Consider the following 15826-nt stretch of genomic DNA (forward strand, 5'->3'; position numbering starts at 1 on the left):
CGACGGTCGGTTGAGTATCTGAGCCTAGAGACTTCGGGGCCCGTTCGGGAGGGGGCTTGAACGGGGGCGGACAGGGGGCGCTCTCTAGCTCCCCGCGCGCCCCTGGAGGTGTGGCCCGTGGGCGTACTCCGTCGGAAGGACGGGTTCCCCGCGGGAGAGCTGTGTCGCGGACAGCGGCAGGTTGGCGCGGGCCGCGATGTGCCGCTCGCGGGTCACGTCCAGCGGCTCGCGCGTGACGACGTCGCCGCCCTTGACCAGCTCCACCAGCAGCTGCCGGTCGGCCAGCTCGGCCGGCACCGGCCCGGTCCCGATCACCTCGGCCTCGGCCACCCCCTCCTCGTCCAGCCGCCGCGCCGCCCACTTGCGCCCGCCCACGGAGGTCTTGCCCCCGGTGGACTTCTTCGCGACCGGCACCAGCGGCGCCGCCGGATCGGCGGACTCGGCCCGGGCGACCAGCTTGTAGACCATCGAGCAGGTCGGATGCCCGGAGCCGGTCACCAGCTGGGTGCCGACGCCGTACGCGTCCACGGGTGCCGCGGCGAGCGAGGCGATGGCGTACTCGTCCAGGTCCGAGGTCACGACGATCTTCGTGGCGGTGGCCCCCAGCTCGTCCAGCTGCTGCCGCACCCGGTGCGCGACCAGCAGCAGGTCCCCGGAGTCGATGCGCACCGCGCCCAGCTCGGGTCCGGCCACCTCCACCGCCGTGCGGACCGCCTCGGCGACGTCGTAGGTGTCCACCAGGAGGGTCGTGTTCCTGCCGAGCGAGTCCACCTGGGCCCGGAAGGCGTCCCGCTCGTGGTCGTGCAGCAGGGTGAAGGCGTGTGCGGAGGTGCCGACGGTCGGGATGCCGTAGCGGAAGCCGGCCGCGAGGTCGGAGGTGGTCGCGAAGCCGCCGACGTAGGCGGCCCGGGACGCGGCCACGGCGGCCAGCTCGTGGGTGCGCCGGGCACCCATCTCGATCAGCGGGCGGCCGCCGGCGGCCGAGGCCATCCGGGAGGCGGCGGCCGCGATCGCCGAGTCGTGGTTGAGGATGGAGAGGATCACGGTCTCCAGCAGCACGCACTCGGCGAAGCTGCCCTCGACCCGCATGATCGGCGACCCCGGGAAGTACACCTCGCCCTCGGGGTATCCCCAGATGTCACCGCTGAAGCGGTAGCCGGCGAGCCACTCCAGGGTCTCCTCGTTCACGATCTTCCGCTCCCGCAGGAAGCCGAGGACGCCCTCGTCGAAGCGGAAGTTCTCGACCGCGTCCAGGACCCGTCCGGTGCCCGCCACCACGCCGTAGCGGCGCCCGTCCGGAAGCCGCCGGGTGAAGACCTCGAACACGCTGCGCCGCCCGGCCGTGCCGGCCTTCAGCGCGGCCTGCAGCATCGTCAGCTCGTACTGGTCCGTGAAGAGTGCCGTCGAGGGAACGTCCACGGGCAGTCCAAGGTCCGCCACGTCCATCAAATCTCCCCTAGCTCGTGACCCGCCGGGTACCCCAGCCCCGGCCGGGGACCCGGGGGTTGACCCCCGGTATGTGCAGCATGGCAAGCATGCTACCCCCATTTCGTCAGTGTGACGATTTATCGAGCCCGTGGCAGCATGGCTGTGTGACGTCACCCGCGCCCGTAGAGATCGAACGCACCGAGTCGGCGGAGGAGGTCTTCGCCGTACCCGAGCCCGACGTCCCCTGGGTCACGATCGTCCACAACGACCCGGTCAACCTCATGAGCTACGTGACGTACGTCTTCCAGACGTACTTCGGCTATACCAAGGACAAGGCCACCAAGCTCATGCTCGACGTCCACCACAAGGGCCGGGCGGTCGTCTCCAGCGGATCCCGCGAGGAGATGGAACGCGACGTGCAGGCGATGCACGGCTACGGTCTGTGGGCCACCCTCCAGCAGGACCGGAAGTAGCGAACCCATTTCGATGCCCGGACACTTCGAACCGATCCCCGGCGGCGGCGCTGCCGTCGCGCTCGACGAGGTCGAGATCTCCATCATCCGGTCGCTGGCCGTACAGCTCCTGGAGCTGATCGGCCCCGGCCCCGCCGAGGACGCCTCCGCCGACCCGCTCGCCGAGCTGTTCGCCGAGGGCCCGAGCGAGCCGCCCGCCGACCCGGTGCTCAGAAGGCTCTTCCCGGACGCCTACTGCGACCCGGAGAAGGCGCCCGGTTCGCCGGGCGAGGCCGAGGAGCGGCAGGCGCACTCCGCCGAGTTCCGCCGCTACACCGAGAACGACCTCAGGGCCGGCAAGCGCGACAGCGCCCTCACCGTCATCCGCTCCCTGGACGCGCTGTCCCCGGTGGGGGAGGGCGGGGCGGTGCTCAAGCTGTCCCCCGAGGAGTCGCGGGGCTGGCTGGGCGCCCTCAATGATCTGCGGCTGGCGATCGGCGCCCGGCTGGAGATCACCGACGAGGACGACACCGACCTGCTCTACCGGCTCCCGGACGAGGACCCGCGCAAGCCGATGGTGATGGCCTATCTGTGGCTGGGCGGCCTCCAGGAGACGCTGGTGACGACCCTGATGCCCTGATCGTCCCGGTTCCGTGTTCGCTCAGAGGACGCTCAAATCCGGATAACGATCCTGTCACCGTTGCGGACTGGTTTGCCGCATTAGTGCGCTCTTTGTCCGCTTCTTCCTGTGCTGTGCGCCACAATGCACCCCTGTGATCAGTGTTGCGGCCGTGATAAATCTTCACGACCGCCCGGCGAACACCACCCATGTTCGGCCGGGTGCGCCACCGAGCCGGCGACCGCCGGCCAGGCACGGGCGGGCTCGCAAAACCCGCCCAGCTCCATCAATCCGGGGGGATCGAAACCCGATCCGAGGCCGACGAAAGGCCCGGGTCGGCATGGAGAAAGGCGCACCACACATGACCTCTGAGAAGGTCACCGAAGCCCCTGAGGAAGGCTACGAGCGCGGGCTCGGCAGCCGTCAGGTCCAGATGATCGCCATCGGCGGAGCGGTCGGCGTCGGTCTGTTCCTGGGAGCCGGGGCGAACATCGCCAAGGCCGGCCCCAGCCTCATCCTGATGTACGCCCTCGCGGGCGTGATCATCTTCTTCATCATGCGGGCACTTGGCGAGCTGCTGCTCTACCGCCCGGTTTCCGGTTCCTTCGCGGAGTACTCACGGGAGTTCCTGGGCCCGTTCTTCGGCTACTTCACCGGCTGGACGTACTGGCTGATGTGGGTCGTGACCGGCATGGCCGAGCTGACGGCCGCCGCGATCTACGTCAACTACTGGTTCCCGTCCGTCCCGCAGTGGGTGACGGCGCTGGTCTTCCTGGTGGTCCTCTTCGTGGCCAACCTGATCTCGGTGAAGCTGTTCGGCGAGATCGAGTTCTGGTTCTCCATGGTCAAGGTCACCGCCCTGGTCGGCATGATCGTGATCGGCCTCGGCGTGCTCACCTTCGGCTTCAGCGCCGCCGGTGACACCGCGTCCGTCTCGAACCTGTGGCAGTTCGACGGCTTCTTCCCCAAGGGCATCGGCTCCTCCCTGATGACCCTGCAGGGCGTCATGTTCGCCTACCTCGCCGTCGAGCTGGTCGGCGTCACCGCGGGCGAGTCCGAGAACCCGGAGAAGACCCTTCCGAAGGCGATCAACACCCTGCCCTGGCGTATCGCCCTGTTCTACGTCGGCGCGCTCACCGTGATCCTGTGCGTGGTGAAGTGGACCCAGTTCGCGGCGGGCGTCAGCCCCTTCGTGAAGGCCTTCGCCATGATCGGCATCCCGGCCGGCGCCGGCATCGTCAACTTCGTGGTGCTCACCGCGGCCCTGTCGTCCTGCAACTCGGGCATGTACTCCACGGGCCGCATGCTGCGCACCCTCGCGGACAACGGCGAGGCGCCGCGCGTCTTCTCCAAGCTGTCGTCGACCAAGACCCCGGCGCTCGGCATCACGGTCTCGGTGGCCTGCATGGGCATCGGCGTGGTCCTCAACTACATCGTCCCGGAGAAGGCCTTCGGCTACGTCACCTCCGTCGCCACCGCGGCCGGCATCTGGACCTGGCTGATGATCCTGGTCAGCCACGTCCTGTACCGCCGCGCGGTGGTCGCGGGCCGGCTGCCCGCCTCCTCCTTCCCGGCACCGGGCGGCGCGGTGTGCTCGTACATCGCCATCGCGTTCCTGCTCTTCGTCACCGGCCTGATCGCCTACGACGCCGACTCCCGCGTCTGCCTGTACGTGATGGCGGGCTGGGCTGCCGCGCTCGGCATCGGCTGGCTGGTCCTGAAGAACCGCACGCCGCAGATCGCCGACCGCGGCGAGCCTTCTCTGGAGAAGGTGGGCTGACCGCCCGGAAGACCATCCCAGGACGTCCGGCCGCCGGGAGTACTCGTGGCACCCCCGGCGGCTGCCGCTCAGGGCGTCCACCATGTGGGCCGTCCCGTACCACACCTCGGTACGGGACGGCCCGCATGCTTATCCTGACCCCCATGCTGACCCTCACCCAGGCCCTGTACGACCAGATCGTCGCCCACGCGCGCGAGGACCACCCCGACGAGGCGTGCGGCGTCGTCGCCGGCCCCGCGGGATCCGGCCGCCCCGAACGCTTCATCCCGATGCTGAACGCGGCCCGCTCGCCCACGTTCTACGAGTTCGACTCGCAGGATCTGCTCAAGCTCTACCGCGAGATGGACGACCGCGACGAGGAGCCGGTGATCATCTACCACTCCCACACCGCGACCGAGGCCCACCCGTCCCGGACCGACATCGGCTACGCCAACGAGCCCGGCGCCCACTACGTCCTGGTCTCCACCGCCGACACCGACGGCCTCGGCGAGTTCCAGTTCCGCTCCTTCCGGATCCTCGACGGAGAGGTCACGGAGGAGGAGGTCAGGGTCGTGGAGACGTACTGATTCCGGCTCCGTCTCGAACTGCGGTTGAAATCTGTCCGTCATGTGGGATCACACTCCAGGAGCCGGACCGGGAATCGATACGATGAGCCCATGGTTCTGAACGACGTGAGCGAGAAGACGCCGGGCATCCTGCTCGTGGCGCGGCTGCACGTCGACCTGTGCAGGCTCAACAGCGCCATCTGTTGACGTTCCCCGCCGCCGTACGGCCGTGAGCCGCGGCGCGCCGCCGCGCGCGCACACCGAATCGACGAACCCTTTCCGACAGGAGCCCAACCATGGCCATCGAGGTCCGCATCCCCACCATCCTCCGCCAGTACACCGACGGTCAGAAGGCGGTGGAGGGCAGCGGTGAGACCCTCGCCGCGCTGTTCGCCGACCTCGAGAACCGGCACGCGGGCATCCAGGCCCGCATCGTGGACGACGGCAAGCTGCGCCGCTTCGTCAACGTGTACCTGAACGACGAGGACGTCCGCTTCGTCGACGGCATCGAGACCAAGCTGTCCGACGGCGACACCGTGACGATCCTGCCGGCCGTGGCCGGCGGCATGGTCTGATCGGTCGCTGAGCACCCATGCGTTACGACTCCCCGCTGGCCGCGGTGGGCAACACCCCTCTGGTGCGCCTGCCGCGGTTGTCGCCGTCCGCCGACGTCCGGATCTGGGCCAAGCTGGAGGACCGCAACCCGACCGGCTCGGTCAAGGATCGCCCGGCGCTGCACATGATCGAGCAGGCGGAGAAGGACGGCCGTCTCACTCCGGGCTGCACGATCCTGGAGCCGACCTCCGGCAACACCGGTATCTCCCTGGCCATGGCCGCCAAGCTCAAGGGCTACCGCATGGTGTGCGTGATGCCGGAGAACACCTCGCAGGAGCGCCGGGACCTGCTGGGCATGTGGGGCGCCGAGATCATCTCCTCGCCGGCCGCGGGCGGCTCCAACACCGCCGTGCGCGTGGCCAAGGAGCTGGCCGCCGAGCACCCCGACTGGGTGATGCTCTATCAGTACGGCAACCCGGACAACGCGGGTGCCCACTACGCGACGACCGGTCCGGAGATCCTGGCGGACCTCCCTTCGATCACCCATTTCGTCGCGGGCCTCGGCACCACCGGCACCCTGATGGGCGTCGGCCGCTATCTGCGCGAGCACAAGCCGGACGTCAAGATCGTCGCCGCCGAACCGCGCTACGACGACCTGGTCTACGGCCTGCGCAACCTCGACGAGGGCTTCGTGCCGGAGCTGTACGACGCCTCCGTGCTCACCACCCGCTTCTCGGTCGGCTCCGCCGACGCCGTCACCCGCACCCGTGAACTCCTCCAGCAGGAGGGCATCTTCGCGGGCGTCTCCACCGGCGCCGCCCTGCACGCGGCGATCGGCGTCGGCCGGAGGGCCGTCGCGGCGGGGGAGAGCGCCGACATCGTCTTCATCGTGGCCGACGGCGGCTGGAAGTACCTCTCCACCGGCGTCTACACGGCGGCCACCACCGAAGAGGCCATCGAGACGCTGCAGGGCCAGCTCTGGGCGTAGGCCCTGCCGGGCCCGGCCCGCCCCGCCCTGCCGGGCCCGGCCCCATCAAGCACGCGCCAGCCCCCTCCCATGAGGGGGCTAAACCCATCCTACGGAGAGGCAAAGGATTCCGTCCGGTACTGCCGGTCGTCCTTTGGCCGGGGCTACGGTCCTCGCGCACCCTGTCATGTCACGCTCACTCGGCATCGGGGTGGCTATGAGTGTCATGCTCATGACTGCGCGGTTCTGCCGCCGCTACGCGCGTCACGGGCCTGCCCTACCAGTGCGAGAAACCCCACTTCCCCATGGAGGCAGTACCCCATGCGTGAGTCACGCCCGAGCGGGCCGGGACGGAGTCTGCGAAGACTCGTCTCCGTCGCTCTCCCCGCCCTCGCCCTGACCGTCGCCGGACTGGCCGCGGCACCTACGGCCGGAGCCCAGGCCGCCGCCCCCACGCCCCACACCTCCCGCGCCGCGCAGAACTCCAAGGCCCTGACCGCCCCCGAGCGGCAGACCTTCCACTCCACCGGCAAGGCCGGGCAGAAGGTCCCCACGACCCACCTGTGCGCCACCGCCGAGCCGGGCCACGCGTCCTGCTTCGCCCAGCGGCGCACCGACATCAAGCAGCGGCTCGCCTCGGCGCTCGCCGCCGCGGCCCCCTCCGGCCTGTCCCCGGCCAACCTCCACAGCGCCTACAGCCTGCCCTCGACCGGCGGCTCCGGCCTGACCGTCGCCATCGTCGACGCCTACAACGACCCCAACGCCGAGTCGGACCTGGCCACTTACCGCTCCACCTACGGCCTGTCCGCCTGCACCAAGGCCAACGGCTGCTTCAAGCAGGTCAGCCAGACCGGCTCCACCACCTCGCTGCCGACCAACGACACCGGCTGGGCCGGTGAAGAGATGCTCGACATCGACATGGTCAGCGCGGTCTGCCCGAACTGCAACATCGACCTGGTCGAGGCGAACTCCGCGAACGACACCGACCTCGGCATCGCCGAGAACGAGGCCGTCACGCTCGGCGCCAAGTTCGTCTCCAACAGCTGGGGCGGCTCTGAGGACTCCTCCCAGACCAGCGAGGACACCCAGTACTTCAAGCACCCGGGCGTCGCGATCACCGTCTCCTCCGGTGACGAGGCCTACGGCGCCGAATACCCGGCGACCTCCCAGTACGTGACCGCCGTCGGCGGCACCGCGCTCAGCACCTCCTCCAACTCCCGCGGCTGGAGCGAGTCCGTCTGGAAGACCAGCTCCACCGAGGGCACCGGCTCCGGCTGCTCCGCCTACGACGCCAAGCCGAGCTGGCAGACCGACACCGGCTGCTCCAAGCGCATGGAGGCCGACGTCTCCGCCGTCGCCGACCCGGCCACCGGCGTCGCGGTCTACGACACCTACGGCGGCTCCGGCTGGGCGGTCTACGGCGGCACCAGCGCCTCCTCCCCGATCGTCGCGGGCGTCTACGCCCTCGCGGGCACCCCGGGCTCCGGCGACTACCCGGCGAAGTACCCGTACCAGCACACCGGCAACCTGTACGACGTGACCAGCGGCAACAACGGCTCCTGCTCCCCGTCGTACTTCTGCACCGCGACCGCCGGTTACGACGGCCCGACCGGCTGGGGCACCCCGAACGGCACCACCGCCTTCACCGCCGGCACCAGCACCGGCAACACGGTGACCGTCACCAACCCGGGCAGCCAGTCCACCACCACCGGCGGCTCGGCCAGCCTGCAGATCCACGCCACCGACAGCGCGGGCGCGGCCCTGACCTACAGCGCCTCCGGCCTGCCGACCGGCCTGTCCATCAACAGCTCCACCGGCCTGATCTCCGGCACGGCGTCCACCGCGGGCACCTACCAGGTCACCGTCACGGCCAAGGACTCCACCGGCGCCTCCGGCGCGACCTCCTTCACCTGGACGGTCGGCTCCGGCGGGGGCGGCACCTGCACCTCGGCCCAGCTGCTCGGAAACCCGGGCTTCGAGTCGGGCAGCACTTCCTGGAGCGCCAGCAGCGGCGTCATCACCACCGACTCCGGTGAGGCCGCGCACAGCGGCTCCTACAAGGCCTGGCTCGACGGATACGGCTCCACGCACACCGACACCCTGTCCCAGTCGGTGACCATCCCGTCCGGCTGCAAGGCCAGCTACACCTTCTACCTGCACATCGACACCGCGGAGCACGGCAGCACCGCGTACGACAAGCTGACCGTGACCGCCGGTTCGACCACCCTCGCGACGTACTCGAACGCCAACGCCGCCTCCGGGTACACGCAGAAGACCTTCGACCTGTCCTCGTTCGCGGGCCAGACGGTCACCCTGAAGTTCAGCGGAGCGGAGGACTCCTCGCTCCAGACCAGCTTCGTCGTGGACGACACCGCCCTGACGACCAGCTGAGCCGTACGGCACCCGGTCCCGCACACGGACGCCATCCGTGTGCGGGATCCGTCCGCGCCGGTGGTACGTCACATCTGCACCAAGGGGCCGGTCGGCCGGCCACGGCAGAAAGGCGGACACCCATGCGCCGTACGACGCCCGTCGCCCTCGCGGCGGCAGCGCTGCTCCTGGCGGGCTGCGGCTCCCAGAGCGGCAAGGACAGCGACACCGGCAGCAACGGCAAGGTGTCACCGAAACCCTCCGCCCCCTCCTCGGGCGGCGGATGCGCTCCCCAGGTGGAGCTGAAGGCGGCCGACAGCGGCCGTACCGTCTGCCTGGCCAAGGGCGGCGAGCTGCGGCTCACCCTCGACGGCACCGCGTCCCGCCCCTGGAAGCCGGTCGCCGCGAACGGCACCGCGCTGCGGGCGATCAACGCGGGCTTCGTCATCCAGCCGGGCGACGCCAGCGCGGCCTACCGGGCCGCGGCTGCGGGAACCGCGAAACTGACGTCCTCCCGCCCGCTGTGCGCCGAGCCCACCGGCCCCGGCCAGGTCTCCTGCAAGGGCATCCAGGAGTGGACGGTCACCGTGACCGTGAAATAGGCGAAACGGATGAAACAGGGGCGGCTGCTACTAGCCGGCGAGGTGTCTGACCTGGTCCCACAGGACCGGGTCGACCACGCCCACCCGGCGCCGGAAGTCCCACACCGGCACCTCGCGCAGCTCGTCGGTCTGCAGAAAGCTGGGCCGGCCGTGGGCGTCGCCCACCGCCCCGGGCGGCAGCGGGATCACCCCGGAGCGCTCGTCGTGGTACTTGCTGGTGATCTTCGCGACCGTGGCCCGGTTGCCGCGCACGGACAGCACCAGACAGGGCCGGTCCTTCGCGTCCGCGCGGTCCTCGTAGGGCACGTTGGCCCACCAGATGTCCCCCGGGTGCGGATGGGCCGCCCGGGCCCGGTCCCGGGCCCCGGCGCGCCCGGGCGGACGCAGCCGGCGCCCGCCGGGCCGGCGCCCGCGGCCCCAGCCGTCGACGAGCGTGGCGATCAGCGCGAGCAGTACCACCGCCGCGAGCGCCAGCCACCAGGACGTGTCCATAACGACGACGTTACCGGCGCGCGCTCAGCATTGCGCGCCCTCTTCATTCTTCGTGCGCCCCCGGTCCAGCCGAACCGGTGACAGCACAGGTGAGTTCGCCCACAACGGCCCCTGGCGGAGGAGCGACCGGCCCTTTTGCGCCTTACGCTCGACAAACCGCACGACCCCCGCCCGCCCCTTGCCCGACCCCTCTCCTCAGCTCCCCGCCCACCCGGTTTCCCGCCTACGGAGGTTTCTGCTTCATGAAGCTCACCGTCGTCGGCTGCTCGGGGTCGTTCCCGTCCGCGGAATCGGCCTGTTCGAGCTACCTCGTCGAGGCCGACGGCTTCCGGCTGCTCCTGGACATGGGCAATGGCGCCCTTGGCGAGCTGCAGCGCCACTGCGGTCTCTACGACCTCGACGCGATCTTCCTGAGCCATCTGCACGCCGACCACTGCATCGACATGCTCGCGTACTTCGTCGCGCGCTACTACCGGCACGAGGGCGGCCGCTGCGCCCCGCTCCCGGTCTACGGCCCCGAAGGCACCGAGCACCGCCTGACCACGGCCTACGCCGACACCCCCTCGGCGTCCTCGATGAGCGAGGTCTTCGACTTCCACACGGTCAAGCCGTCCACGTTCGAGATCGGCCCGTTCACGGTGCACACCGAGCGGGTCCGCCACCCCGTGGAGGCCTACGGCATCCGGATCGAGCACGCCGGGAAGTCCCTCACCTACTCCGGGGACACGGGAGTCACCGAGGCGCTGGACGAGCTGGCCCGGGACACCGACCTGTTCCTGTGCGAGGCCGCGTTCACGCACGGCAAGGAGAACATCCCCGACCTGCACCTCAACGGCCGCGAGGCGGGTGAGACGGCGGCCCGCGCGGGCGCCCGCCGCCTGGTCCTCACCCACATCCCGCCGTGGACCGACCCGCAGGTCAACCTGGCGGACGCACGCGAGGTGTTCGCCGGGCCGGTGGAGCTGGCCGCTCCGCGCACGGTCTACGACATCTGAGGCGGCCCGCCCGGAGCGTGTCCGCAGACGAAGAATTCCCCGGCCGATGCACGGCCGGGGAATTCGTGTTCTGTCGCGATGACCGCGGCGGCCTACTTGGCCTCGGCCTTCAGGAGTTCCGCCAGTTCCTCGTCCGACTCACGGCCCGGGGTGGGCAGGTTGAACCGGATGATGGCGAAGCGGAACACGACGTAGTAGACGACGCCGAAGCACAGACCCACCAGCATCAGACCCCACGGGTTGCTCGCGATGCCCAGGTTCAGGCCCCAGTCGATCACGCCGGCCGAGAAGCCGAAGCCGTCCCGCATGCCCAGCGACCAGGTCAGCGCCATGGAGATGCCGGTGAGGACCGCGTGGATCGCGTACAGGACCGGCGCGATGAACATGAAGGTGAACTCGATCGGCTCGGTGACACCGGTGACGAACGAGGTCAGCGCGAGCGAGAACATCATGCCGCCGACCACCTTGCGGCGCTCCGGGCGGGCACAGTGCACGATGGCGAGGCAGGCGGCCGGGAGGCCGAACATCATGATCGGGAAGAAGCCGGTCATGAACTGGCCCGCGGTCGGGTCACCGGCCAGGAAGCGCCCGATGTCGCCGCTCTTGCCGTGGTAGTCGCCCGCCTGGAACCACGGGAAGGAGTTCAGCAGGTGGTGCATGCCGATCGGGATCAGCGCGCGGTTGGCGACACCGAAGATGCCGGCACCGACGGCGCCCGAACCGACCAGCCACTCACCGAAGTTGTGCAGACCGGTGCCGAGGACCGGCCAGATGTAGCCGAAGACGATGCCGAGGATCAGGCCGGCCAGGGCCGACAGGATCGGGACCAGACGGCGGCCGCCGAAGAAGCCCGCCCAGTCCGGCAGCTTGGTGCGGTGGAAGCGCTGGTAGAGCAGGGCGACGGTGAGGCCCATCACCACGCCGCCGAGGACCTTGGCGTCGGCCGGGGCGTTCATCATGACGACCTTGCCGTCGACGGCCGTCGCCACCTTGGGCAGGTTCTTGTCGGTGAACGTGCCGAGCACGTTCTTGAAGACCAGGTAGCCGACGACCGCGGCGAGCGCCGTCGAGCCGTCCGACTTCTTCGCGAAGCCGATCGCGATGCCCACGGCGAACAGCAGCGCCATGTTGTCGAGGATCGCGTTGCCGCCGGCCGCCATGAAGGAGGCTATCTTCGTGAGGAACGCGGGGTAGCTCGGGTCGCCCAGCATGTCGGTGTTGCCGAGGCGCACCAGGAGGGCGGCGGCCGGCAGGACCGCCACCGGCAGCATCAGGCTGCGGCCGATGCGCTGCAGCACAGCCATCACCCCGGCGCCCTTCTTCTTGTCCGCCGCGGGGGCGGCGCTGGCCGTGGTCACAAGTTCCTCCAGGGGGCAGGGCGCCGCCCGGGAACCATGGAAGGGGACGGCAGCGTCTCTGGTCTACACCACCCAGTGGTGTAGACCTGTTGTAGCACGATGAAGGCGGTATAAGGAACCCGCGAATCCGCTACCGCAGCGCTACGCGCCGTACCGGCCGAAAGGCCTCTTTGAGCAGACTCCGGGCAGACTCCGAGCGGCCCTGTGCGACGCCGGACCCCGGCAGCCGGGACGCCGGACTTCGGTGACCGCGACGCCGGATCCCTTGCAACTGCGACGCCGGACCTCGGCGGCGGTGATGCCGGACCTCGGCGGCGGTGATGCCGGACCTCGGCGGCGGTGACGCGCCGGACCCCGGTGACCCCGGCGGCTGTGACGCCGGCCCGGGGCTGCCGTCAGAGCTTGGTGACGTCCTCGACGTCCTCCTCCGGCTCACGGCCCGGAGTCTTCAGGTCGAACTTCGTGATCGCGAAGCGGAAGACCACGTAGTAGACGGCCGCGAAGCACAGACCGATCGGGATGATCAGCCAGGGCTTGGTGGCCAGGTTCCAGTTGATGACGTAGTCGATCAGACCCGCCGAGAAACTGAACCCGTCGTGCACCCCGAGCGCCCAGGTCACCGCCATCGAGACGCCGGTGAGCAGCGCGTGCACCGCGTAGAGCAGCGGCGCGATGAAGAGGAAGGAGTACTCGATCGGCTCGGTGATGCCGGTCACGAACGAGGTCAGCGCCACGGAGAGCATCAGCCCGCCGACCTCCTTGCGACGGTGCGGCTTGGCGCAGTGGGTGATCGCCAGCGCGGCCGCCGGGAGCGCGAACATCATGATCGGGTAGAAGCCGGTGGTGAACTGGCCCGCGTGCGGGTCGCCCGCCAGGAACATGTTGATGTCGCCGTGCACCACCGTGCCGTCCGGCTTGGTGTAGCTCCCGAACTGGAACCAGATGGGCACGTTCAGGAACTGGTGCAGGCCGACCACGAGCAGCGCACGGTTGGCGACGCCGAACACGCCCGCACCCCACGACCCCGCGTCCCGCAGCCAGCGGCTGAAGCCCTCCAGGCCGCTGCCGATCGGCGGCCAGACCCACAGGCACAGCACCGCGAAGGCGATGGCGATGAACGCCATGATGATGGGGACGAGCCGCCGTCCGTTGAAGAAGCCCAGCCAGTCGACCAGCCTGGTGCGGTGGAAACGGGCCCAGAAGAAGGCCGCCAGCAGCCCCATGACGATGCCGCCGAAGACCCCGGGGTTCTGGAACGTGAACGGCGACACCGAGCCGCCGCTGATCACCTGGCAGCCGACCTGCGGAACGGCCTTGGAACCACCGGGGCAGTCCTCGGGGAACTGGTGCAGCACCCCGTAGTAGACGAGAAAGCCTGCCACCGCCGCGAGCGCCGTCGAACCGTCCGCCTTCTTGGCCATCCCGATCGCCACGCCCACGCAGAACAGCAGGGGCAGGCCCAGCGAACCGTCGAGCAGGGCGCCGCCCGCTCCCTGCATCACCTGGGCGACCGTCGTCCAGCCCAGGCCCTGGCCCCCGACCACGCCGGGCTGGCCCAGCCCGATCAGCAGGCCCGCCGCCGGCAGCACCGCGATCGGCAACTGCAGGCTGCGGCCCATCTTCTGCAGGCCCTGGAAGAGTTTGTGCCAGCGGGCGCGCGCGGGACTGACCGTGCTTTCGGCGCTCATCGGCGTCCTCCCTGGCCGCTTCACCCGGCGCGGTTTGGCGACCGTCCCCACGGTGGTGTAGACCAGTCGGCGGACGGTTCCGCTGTCGTGATCGCCATCATTGGGCACGTACGGCACGACCGCTCGCAAAGATGGGCCAACTGTGGGTTACTGCGACAAAGCGGTTCGGATCAGGGAGAAGGAACATGGCCAGCAAGGCTGAGAAGATCGTCGCCGGCCTCGGCGGCATCGACAACATCGAGGAGATCGAGGGCTGCATCACCCGGCTGCGCACCGAGGTGTCCGACCCCGCCCTGGTCGACGAGGCCGCCCTGAAGGCCGCCGGCGCCCACGGCGTCGTCAAGATGGGCACCGCCATCCAGGTCGTCATCGGCACCGACGCCGACCCGATCGCCGCGGAGATCGAAGACATGATGTGAGCCCTCGGGATCACCCGGGTTCACCTGAAAGGGGCTCTTCCCACCGCGGGAGGAGCCCCTTGAGTCACTCCGGATAGGCTCGTTGCCATGTCTCGAATCGACGGCCGCACCCCCGAACAGCTCCGCCCGGTCACCATTGAACGCGGCTGGAGCAAGCACGCCGAGGGCTCCGTCCTCGTCTCCTTCGGCGACACCAAGGTCTTCTGCACGGCCTCCGTCACCGAAGGAGTCCCGCGCTGGCGCAAGGGAAGCGGCGAGGGCTGGGTCACCGCGGAGTACTCCATGCTGCCCCGCGCCACGAACACCCGCGGCGACCGGGAGTCCGTCAAGGGCAAGATCGGCGGCCGCACCCACGAGATCTCCCGGCTCATCGGCCGCTCCCTGCGCGCCGTCATCGACTACAAGGCGCTCGGCGAGAACACCATCGTCCTCGACTGCGACGTCCTCCAGGCCGACGGCGGCACCCGCACCGCCGCCATCACCGGCGCCTATGTCGCCCTCGCCGACGCGGTCTCCTGGGCCCAGGGCAAGAAGCTGATCAAGGCCGGCCGCCAGCCGCTGACCGGAACCGTGAGCGCGGTCTCGGTCGGCATCGTCGGCGGCGTCCCCCTCCTCGACCTCTGCTACGAGGAGGACGTGCGCGCCGAGACCGACATGAACGTCGTCTGCACCGGCGACGGCCGCTTCGTCGAGGTCCAGGGCACCGCCGAGGCCGAGCCCTTCGCCCGCGAGGAACTGAACGCCCTGCTCGACCTCGCCGTCACCGGCTGCTCCGAGCTGACCGCGATCCAGCAGGCCGCGCTGGCCCGCACCCTCGAGAAGTAGCCCGCGGGCAACGCGCGGACAGCCCGAAAAGAGTCCGGAAACAGCCCGAAAACAGCCCGAAAGGTAAAGGGAACACCAAACATCGGGTGTACGGCGGGCAACCCCCGCCCCCTTCCCAGGCGTCCCTATGGATGCGGGCGTACGGCCATCACCGTGCGCCCGGCCAGCCGTATCAGGGGAGGGAACACACCACCATGGCCGCCACCCGACGCCGAGGCCGCCTCACCGCGGTCGCCGCCGCCGTCGCGACCGTTGCACTCACCGCGGGCCTCACCAGCGGCTGCGACGCCGTCAGCAAGGCCCTGGACTGCGTGCAGACCGCCGACTCCATCGCCGACAGCGTCACCGACCTCCAGCAGGCCGTGGAGAACGCGGCGAACGACCCCACCCAGGCCGACGCCTCCCTCGACGCCATCGACAAGAACCTGAAGAAGATCGGCGACAAGACGGACAACACCGACGTCAACAAGGCGGTCGACAACCTGGACAAGGCCGTGGGGAACGTCCGCACGGCCATCAGGAACGGCGACCGCACCCCCGACGTCGGCCCCATCACCGACGCGGCCGGCGAACTGACCAAGGTCTGCACGCCGTAGCGACGACAGGGCCGGGGCAAAGCCGGAAGAAGACGGCCGAGTCGAAAGACGGCGGCGAAGCCGGAAGGTGACGGCGAAGCCGGGAGAAGGCGACCGACCGGCGCCGGAAGAAGACGGCAGAGCCGGGGGAGTGCG

General features: G+C 69.8%; 17 protein-coding genes. 13 read left to right on the top strand and 4 right to left on the bottom strand.

Translation table 11 applies throughout. The features are described 5' to 3' along the window. Positions 1–84: 84 nt before the first annotated feature. Complete coding sequence (locus tag ACZ7P3_RS28440) at positions 85–1446, bottom strand: nicotinate phosphoribosyltransferase (protein ID WP_472085935.1); 1362 nt, start codon at positions 1444–1446, stop codon at positions 85–87. An 89-nt stretch (positions 1447–1535) separates the two neighbouring features. Between ACZ7P3_RS28440 and clpS the strand changes: the two genes are divergently transcribed. From clpS to ACZ7P3_RS28485, 9 genes are all read left to right on the top strand, one after another. Further along, positions 1536–1901, top strand: a complete 366-nt coding sequence (gene clpS / locus ACZ7P3_RS28445) for an ATP-dependent Clp protease adapter ClpS (protein WP_472086168.1) — start codon at positions 1536–1538, stop codon at positions 1899–1901. A 13-nt stretch (positions 1902–1914) separates the two neighbouring features. Then, positions 1915–2520 carry a DUF2017 domain-containing protein gene (locus tag ACZ7P3_RS28450; protein ID WP_472085936.1) on the top strand — a complete coding sequence of 202 codons (606 nt, stop codon included), beginning with the start codon at positions 1915–1917 and terminating at the stop codon, positions 2518–2520. A 340-nt stretch (positions 2521–2860) separates the two neighbouring features. Then, positions 2861–4279 carry an amino acid permease gene (locus ACZ7P3_RS28455; RefSeq protein WP_472085938.1) on the top strand — a complete coding sequence of 473 codons (1419 nt, stop codon included), beginning with the start codon at positions 2861–2863 and terminating at the stop codon, positions 4277–4279. Between the two features lie 143 nt (positions 4280–4422). Next, positions 4423–4845 carry a M67 family metallopeptidase gene (locus ACZ7P3_RS28460; protein ID WP_472085939.1) on the top strand — a complete coding sequence of 141 codons (423 nt, stop codon included), beginning with the start codon at positions 4423–4425 and terminating at the stop codon, positions 4843–4845. A 90-nt stretch (positions 4846–4935) separates the two neighbouring features. Next, positions 4936–5031 carry a putative leader peptide gene (locus ACZ7P3_RS28465; protein WP_020940333.1) on the top strand — a complete coding sequence of 32 codons (96 nt, stop codon included), beginning with the start codon at positions 4936–4938 and terminating at the stop codon, positions 5029–5031. A gap of 89 nt (positions 5032–5120) precedes the next feature. Continuing rightward, on the top strand, positions 5121–5399 hold the full coding sequence (locus ACZ7P3_RS28470; RefSeq protein WP_472085940.1) for a MoaD/ThiS family protein: 279 nt from the start codon (positions 5121–5123) through the stop codon (positions 5397–5399). A gap of 17 nt (positions 5400–5416) precedes the next feature. Beyond that, a complete protein-coding gene (locus ACZ7P3_RS28475; RefSeq protein WP_472085942.1) occupies positions 5417–6367 on the top strand; it encodes a PLP-dependent cysteine synthase family protein in 951 nt (316 codons plus the stop codon). Positions 6368–6667: 300 nt separating this feature from the next. Then, a complete protein-coding gene (locus tag ACZ7P3_RS28480; protein WP_472085943.1) occupies positions 6668–8737 on the top strand; it encodes a putative Ig domain-containing protein in 2070 nt (689 codons plus the stop codon). A 122-nt stretch (positions 8738–8859) separates the two neighbouring features. Next, complete coding sequence (locus ACZ7P3_RS28485; RefSeq protein ID WP_472085944.1) at positions 8860–9318, top strand: hypothetical protein; 459 nt, start codon at positions 8860–8862, stop codon at positions 9316–9318. Between the two features lie 30 nt (positions 9319–9348). Here the strand turns inward: ACZ7P3_RS28485 and ACZ7P3_RS28490 are convergent, their stop codons facing one another. Then, positions 9349–9810, bottom strand: coding sequence for a type II toxin-antitoxin system PemK/MazF family toxin (locus ACZ7P3_RS28490; RefSeq protein ID WP_472085945.1), 462 nt, complete (start codon positions 9808–9810; stop codon positions 9349–9351). Between the two features lie 242 nt (positions 9811–10052). On the opposite strand from ACZ7P3_RS28490, the gene ACZ7P3_RS28495 reads away from it, so the two are divergent. After that, positions 10053–10805 (top strand): MBL fold metallo-hydrolase, encoded by a 753-nt coding sequence (locus ACZ7P3_RS28495; RefSeq protein WP_472085946.1) that lies wholly within the window; start codon positions 10053–10055, stop codon positions 10803–10805. 92 nt (positions 10806–10897) lie between these two features. On the opposite strand, the gene ACZ7P3_RS28500 is transcribed toward ACZ7P3_RS28495, so the two are convergent. Continuing rightward, positions 10898–12163 carry a PTS transporter subunit EIIC gene (locus ACZ7P3_RS28500; protein WP_472085948.1) on the bottom strand — a complete coding sequence of 422 codons (1266 nt, stop codon included), beginning with the start codon at positions 12161–12163 and terminating at the stop codon, positions 10898–10900. Positions 12164–12558: 395 nt separating this feature from the next. Continuing rightward, positions 12559–13851, bottom strand: coding sequence for a PTS transporter subunit EIIC (locus ACZ7P3_RS28505; RefSeq protein ID WP_472085949.1), 1293 nt, complete (start codon positions 13849–13851; stop codon positions 12559–12561). 185 nt (positions 13852–14036) lie between these two features. Here ACZ7P3_RS28505 and ACZ7P3_RS28510 point away from each other — a divergent pair, with 185 nt between their 5' ends. The 3 genes from ACZ7P3_RS28510 (at position 14037) to ACZ7P3_RS28520 (ending at position 15691) form a co-directional block, all read left to right on the top strand. Further along, positions 14037–14270, top strand: coding sequence for a PTS sugar transporter subunit IIB (locus tag ACZ7P3_RS28510; RefSeq protein ID WP_014672981.1), 234 nt, complete (start codon positions 14037–14039; stop codon positions 14268–14270). 87 nt (positions 14271–14357) lie between these two features. Beyond that, positions 14358–15095 (top strand): ribonuclease PH, encoded by a 738-nt coding sequence (rph, locus tag ACZ7P3_RS28515; protein ID WP_472085950.1) that lies wholly within the window; start codon positions 14358–14360, stop codon positions 15093–15095. 194 nt (positions 15096–15289) lie between these two features. Continuing rightward, positions 15290–15691 carry a hypothetical protein gene (locus ACZ7P3_RS28520; protein ID WP_472085951.1) on the top strand — a complete coding sequence of 134 codons (402 nt, stop codon included), beginning with the start codon at positions 15290–15292 and terminating at the stop codon, positions 15689–15691. Positions 15692–15826 lie beyond the last annotated feature (135 nt).

This window comes from Streptomyces sp. NPDC107581 (genome assembly GCF_055657175.1).

Coding starts and splice junctions, on each gene's coding strand:
- ACZ7P3_RS28440 (WP_472085935.1), bottom strand. CDS start 1,446: ATGGACGTGGCGGACCTTGGACTGCCCGTGGACGTTCCCTCGACGGCA.
- clpS (WP_472086168.1), top strand. CDS start 1,536: ATGCTACCCCCATTTCGTCAGTGTGACGATTTATCGAGCCCGTGGCAG.
- ACZ7P3_RS28450 (WP_472085936.1), top strand. CDS start 1,915: ATGCCCGGACACTTCGAACCGATCCCCGGCGGCGGCGCTGCCGTCGCG.
- ACZ7P3_RS28455 (WP_472085938.1), top strand. CDS start 2,861: ATGACCTCTGAGAAGGTCACCGAAGCCCCTGAGGAAGGCTACGAGCGC.
- ACZ7P3_RS28460 (WP_472085939.1), top strand. CDS start 4,423: ATGCTGACCCTCACCCAGGCCCTGTACGACCAGATCGTCGCCCACGCG.
- ACZ7P3_RS28465 (WP_020940333.1), top strand. CDS start 4,936: ATGGTTCTGAACGACGTGAGCGAGAAGACGCCGGGCATCCTGCTCGTG.
- ACZ7P3_RS28470 (WP_472085940.1), top strand. CDS start 5,121: ATGGCCATCGAGGTCCGCATCCCCACCATCCTCCGCCAGTACACCGAC.
- ACZ7P3_RS28475 (WP_472085942.1), top strand. CDS start 5,417: ATGCGTTACGACTCCCCGCTGGCCGCGGTGGGCAACACCCCTCTGGTG.
- ACZ7P3_RS28480 (WP_472085943.1), top strand. CDS start 6,668: ATGCGTGAGTCACGCCCGAGCGGGCCGGGACGGAGTCTGCGAAGACTC.
- ACZ7P3_RS28485 (WP_472085944.1), top strand. CDS start 8,860: ATGCGCCGTACGACGCCCGTCGCCCTCGCGGCGGCAGCGCTGCTCCTG.
- ACZ7P3_RS28490 (WP_472085945.1), bottom strand. CDS start 9,810: ATGGACACGTCCTGGTGGCTGGCGCTCGCGGCGGTGGTACTGCTCGCG.
- ACZ7P3_RS28495 (WP_472085946.1), top strand. CDS start 10,053: ATGAAGCTCACCGTCGTCGGCTGCTCGGGGTCGTTCCCGTCCGCGGAA.
- ACZ7P3_RS28505 (WP_472085949.1), bottom strand. CDS start 13,851: ATGAGCGCCGAAAGCACGGTCAGTCCCGCGCGCGCCCGCTGGCACAAA.
- ACZ7P3_RS28510 (WP_014672981.1), top strand. CDS start 14,037: ATGGCCAGCAAGGCTGAGAAGATCGTCGCCGGCCTCGGCGGCATCGAC.
- rph (WP_472085950.1), top strand. CDS start 14,358: ATGTCTCGAATCGACGGCCGCACCCCCGAACAGCTCCGCCCGGTCACC.
- ACZ7P3_RS28520 (WP_472085951.1), top strand. CDS start 15,290: ATGGCCGCCACCCGACGCCGAGGCCGCCTCACCGCGGTCGCCGCCGCC.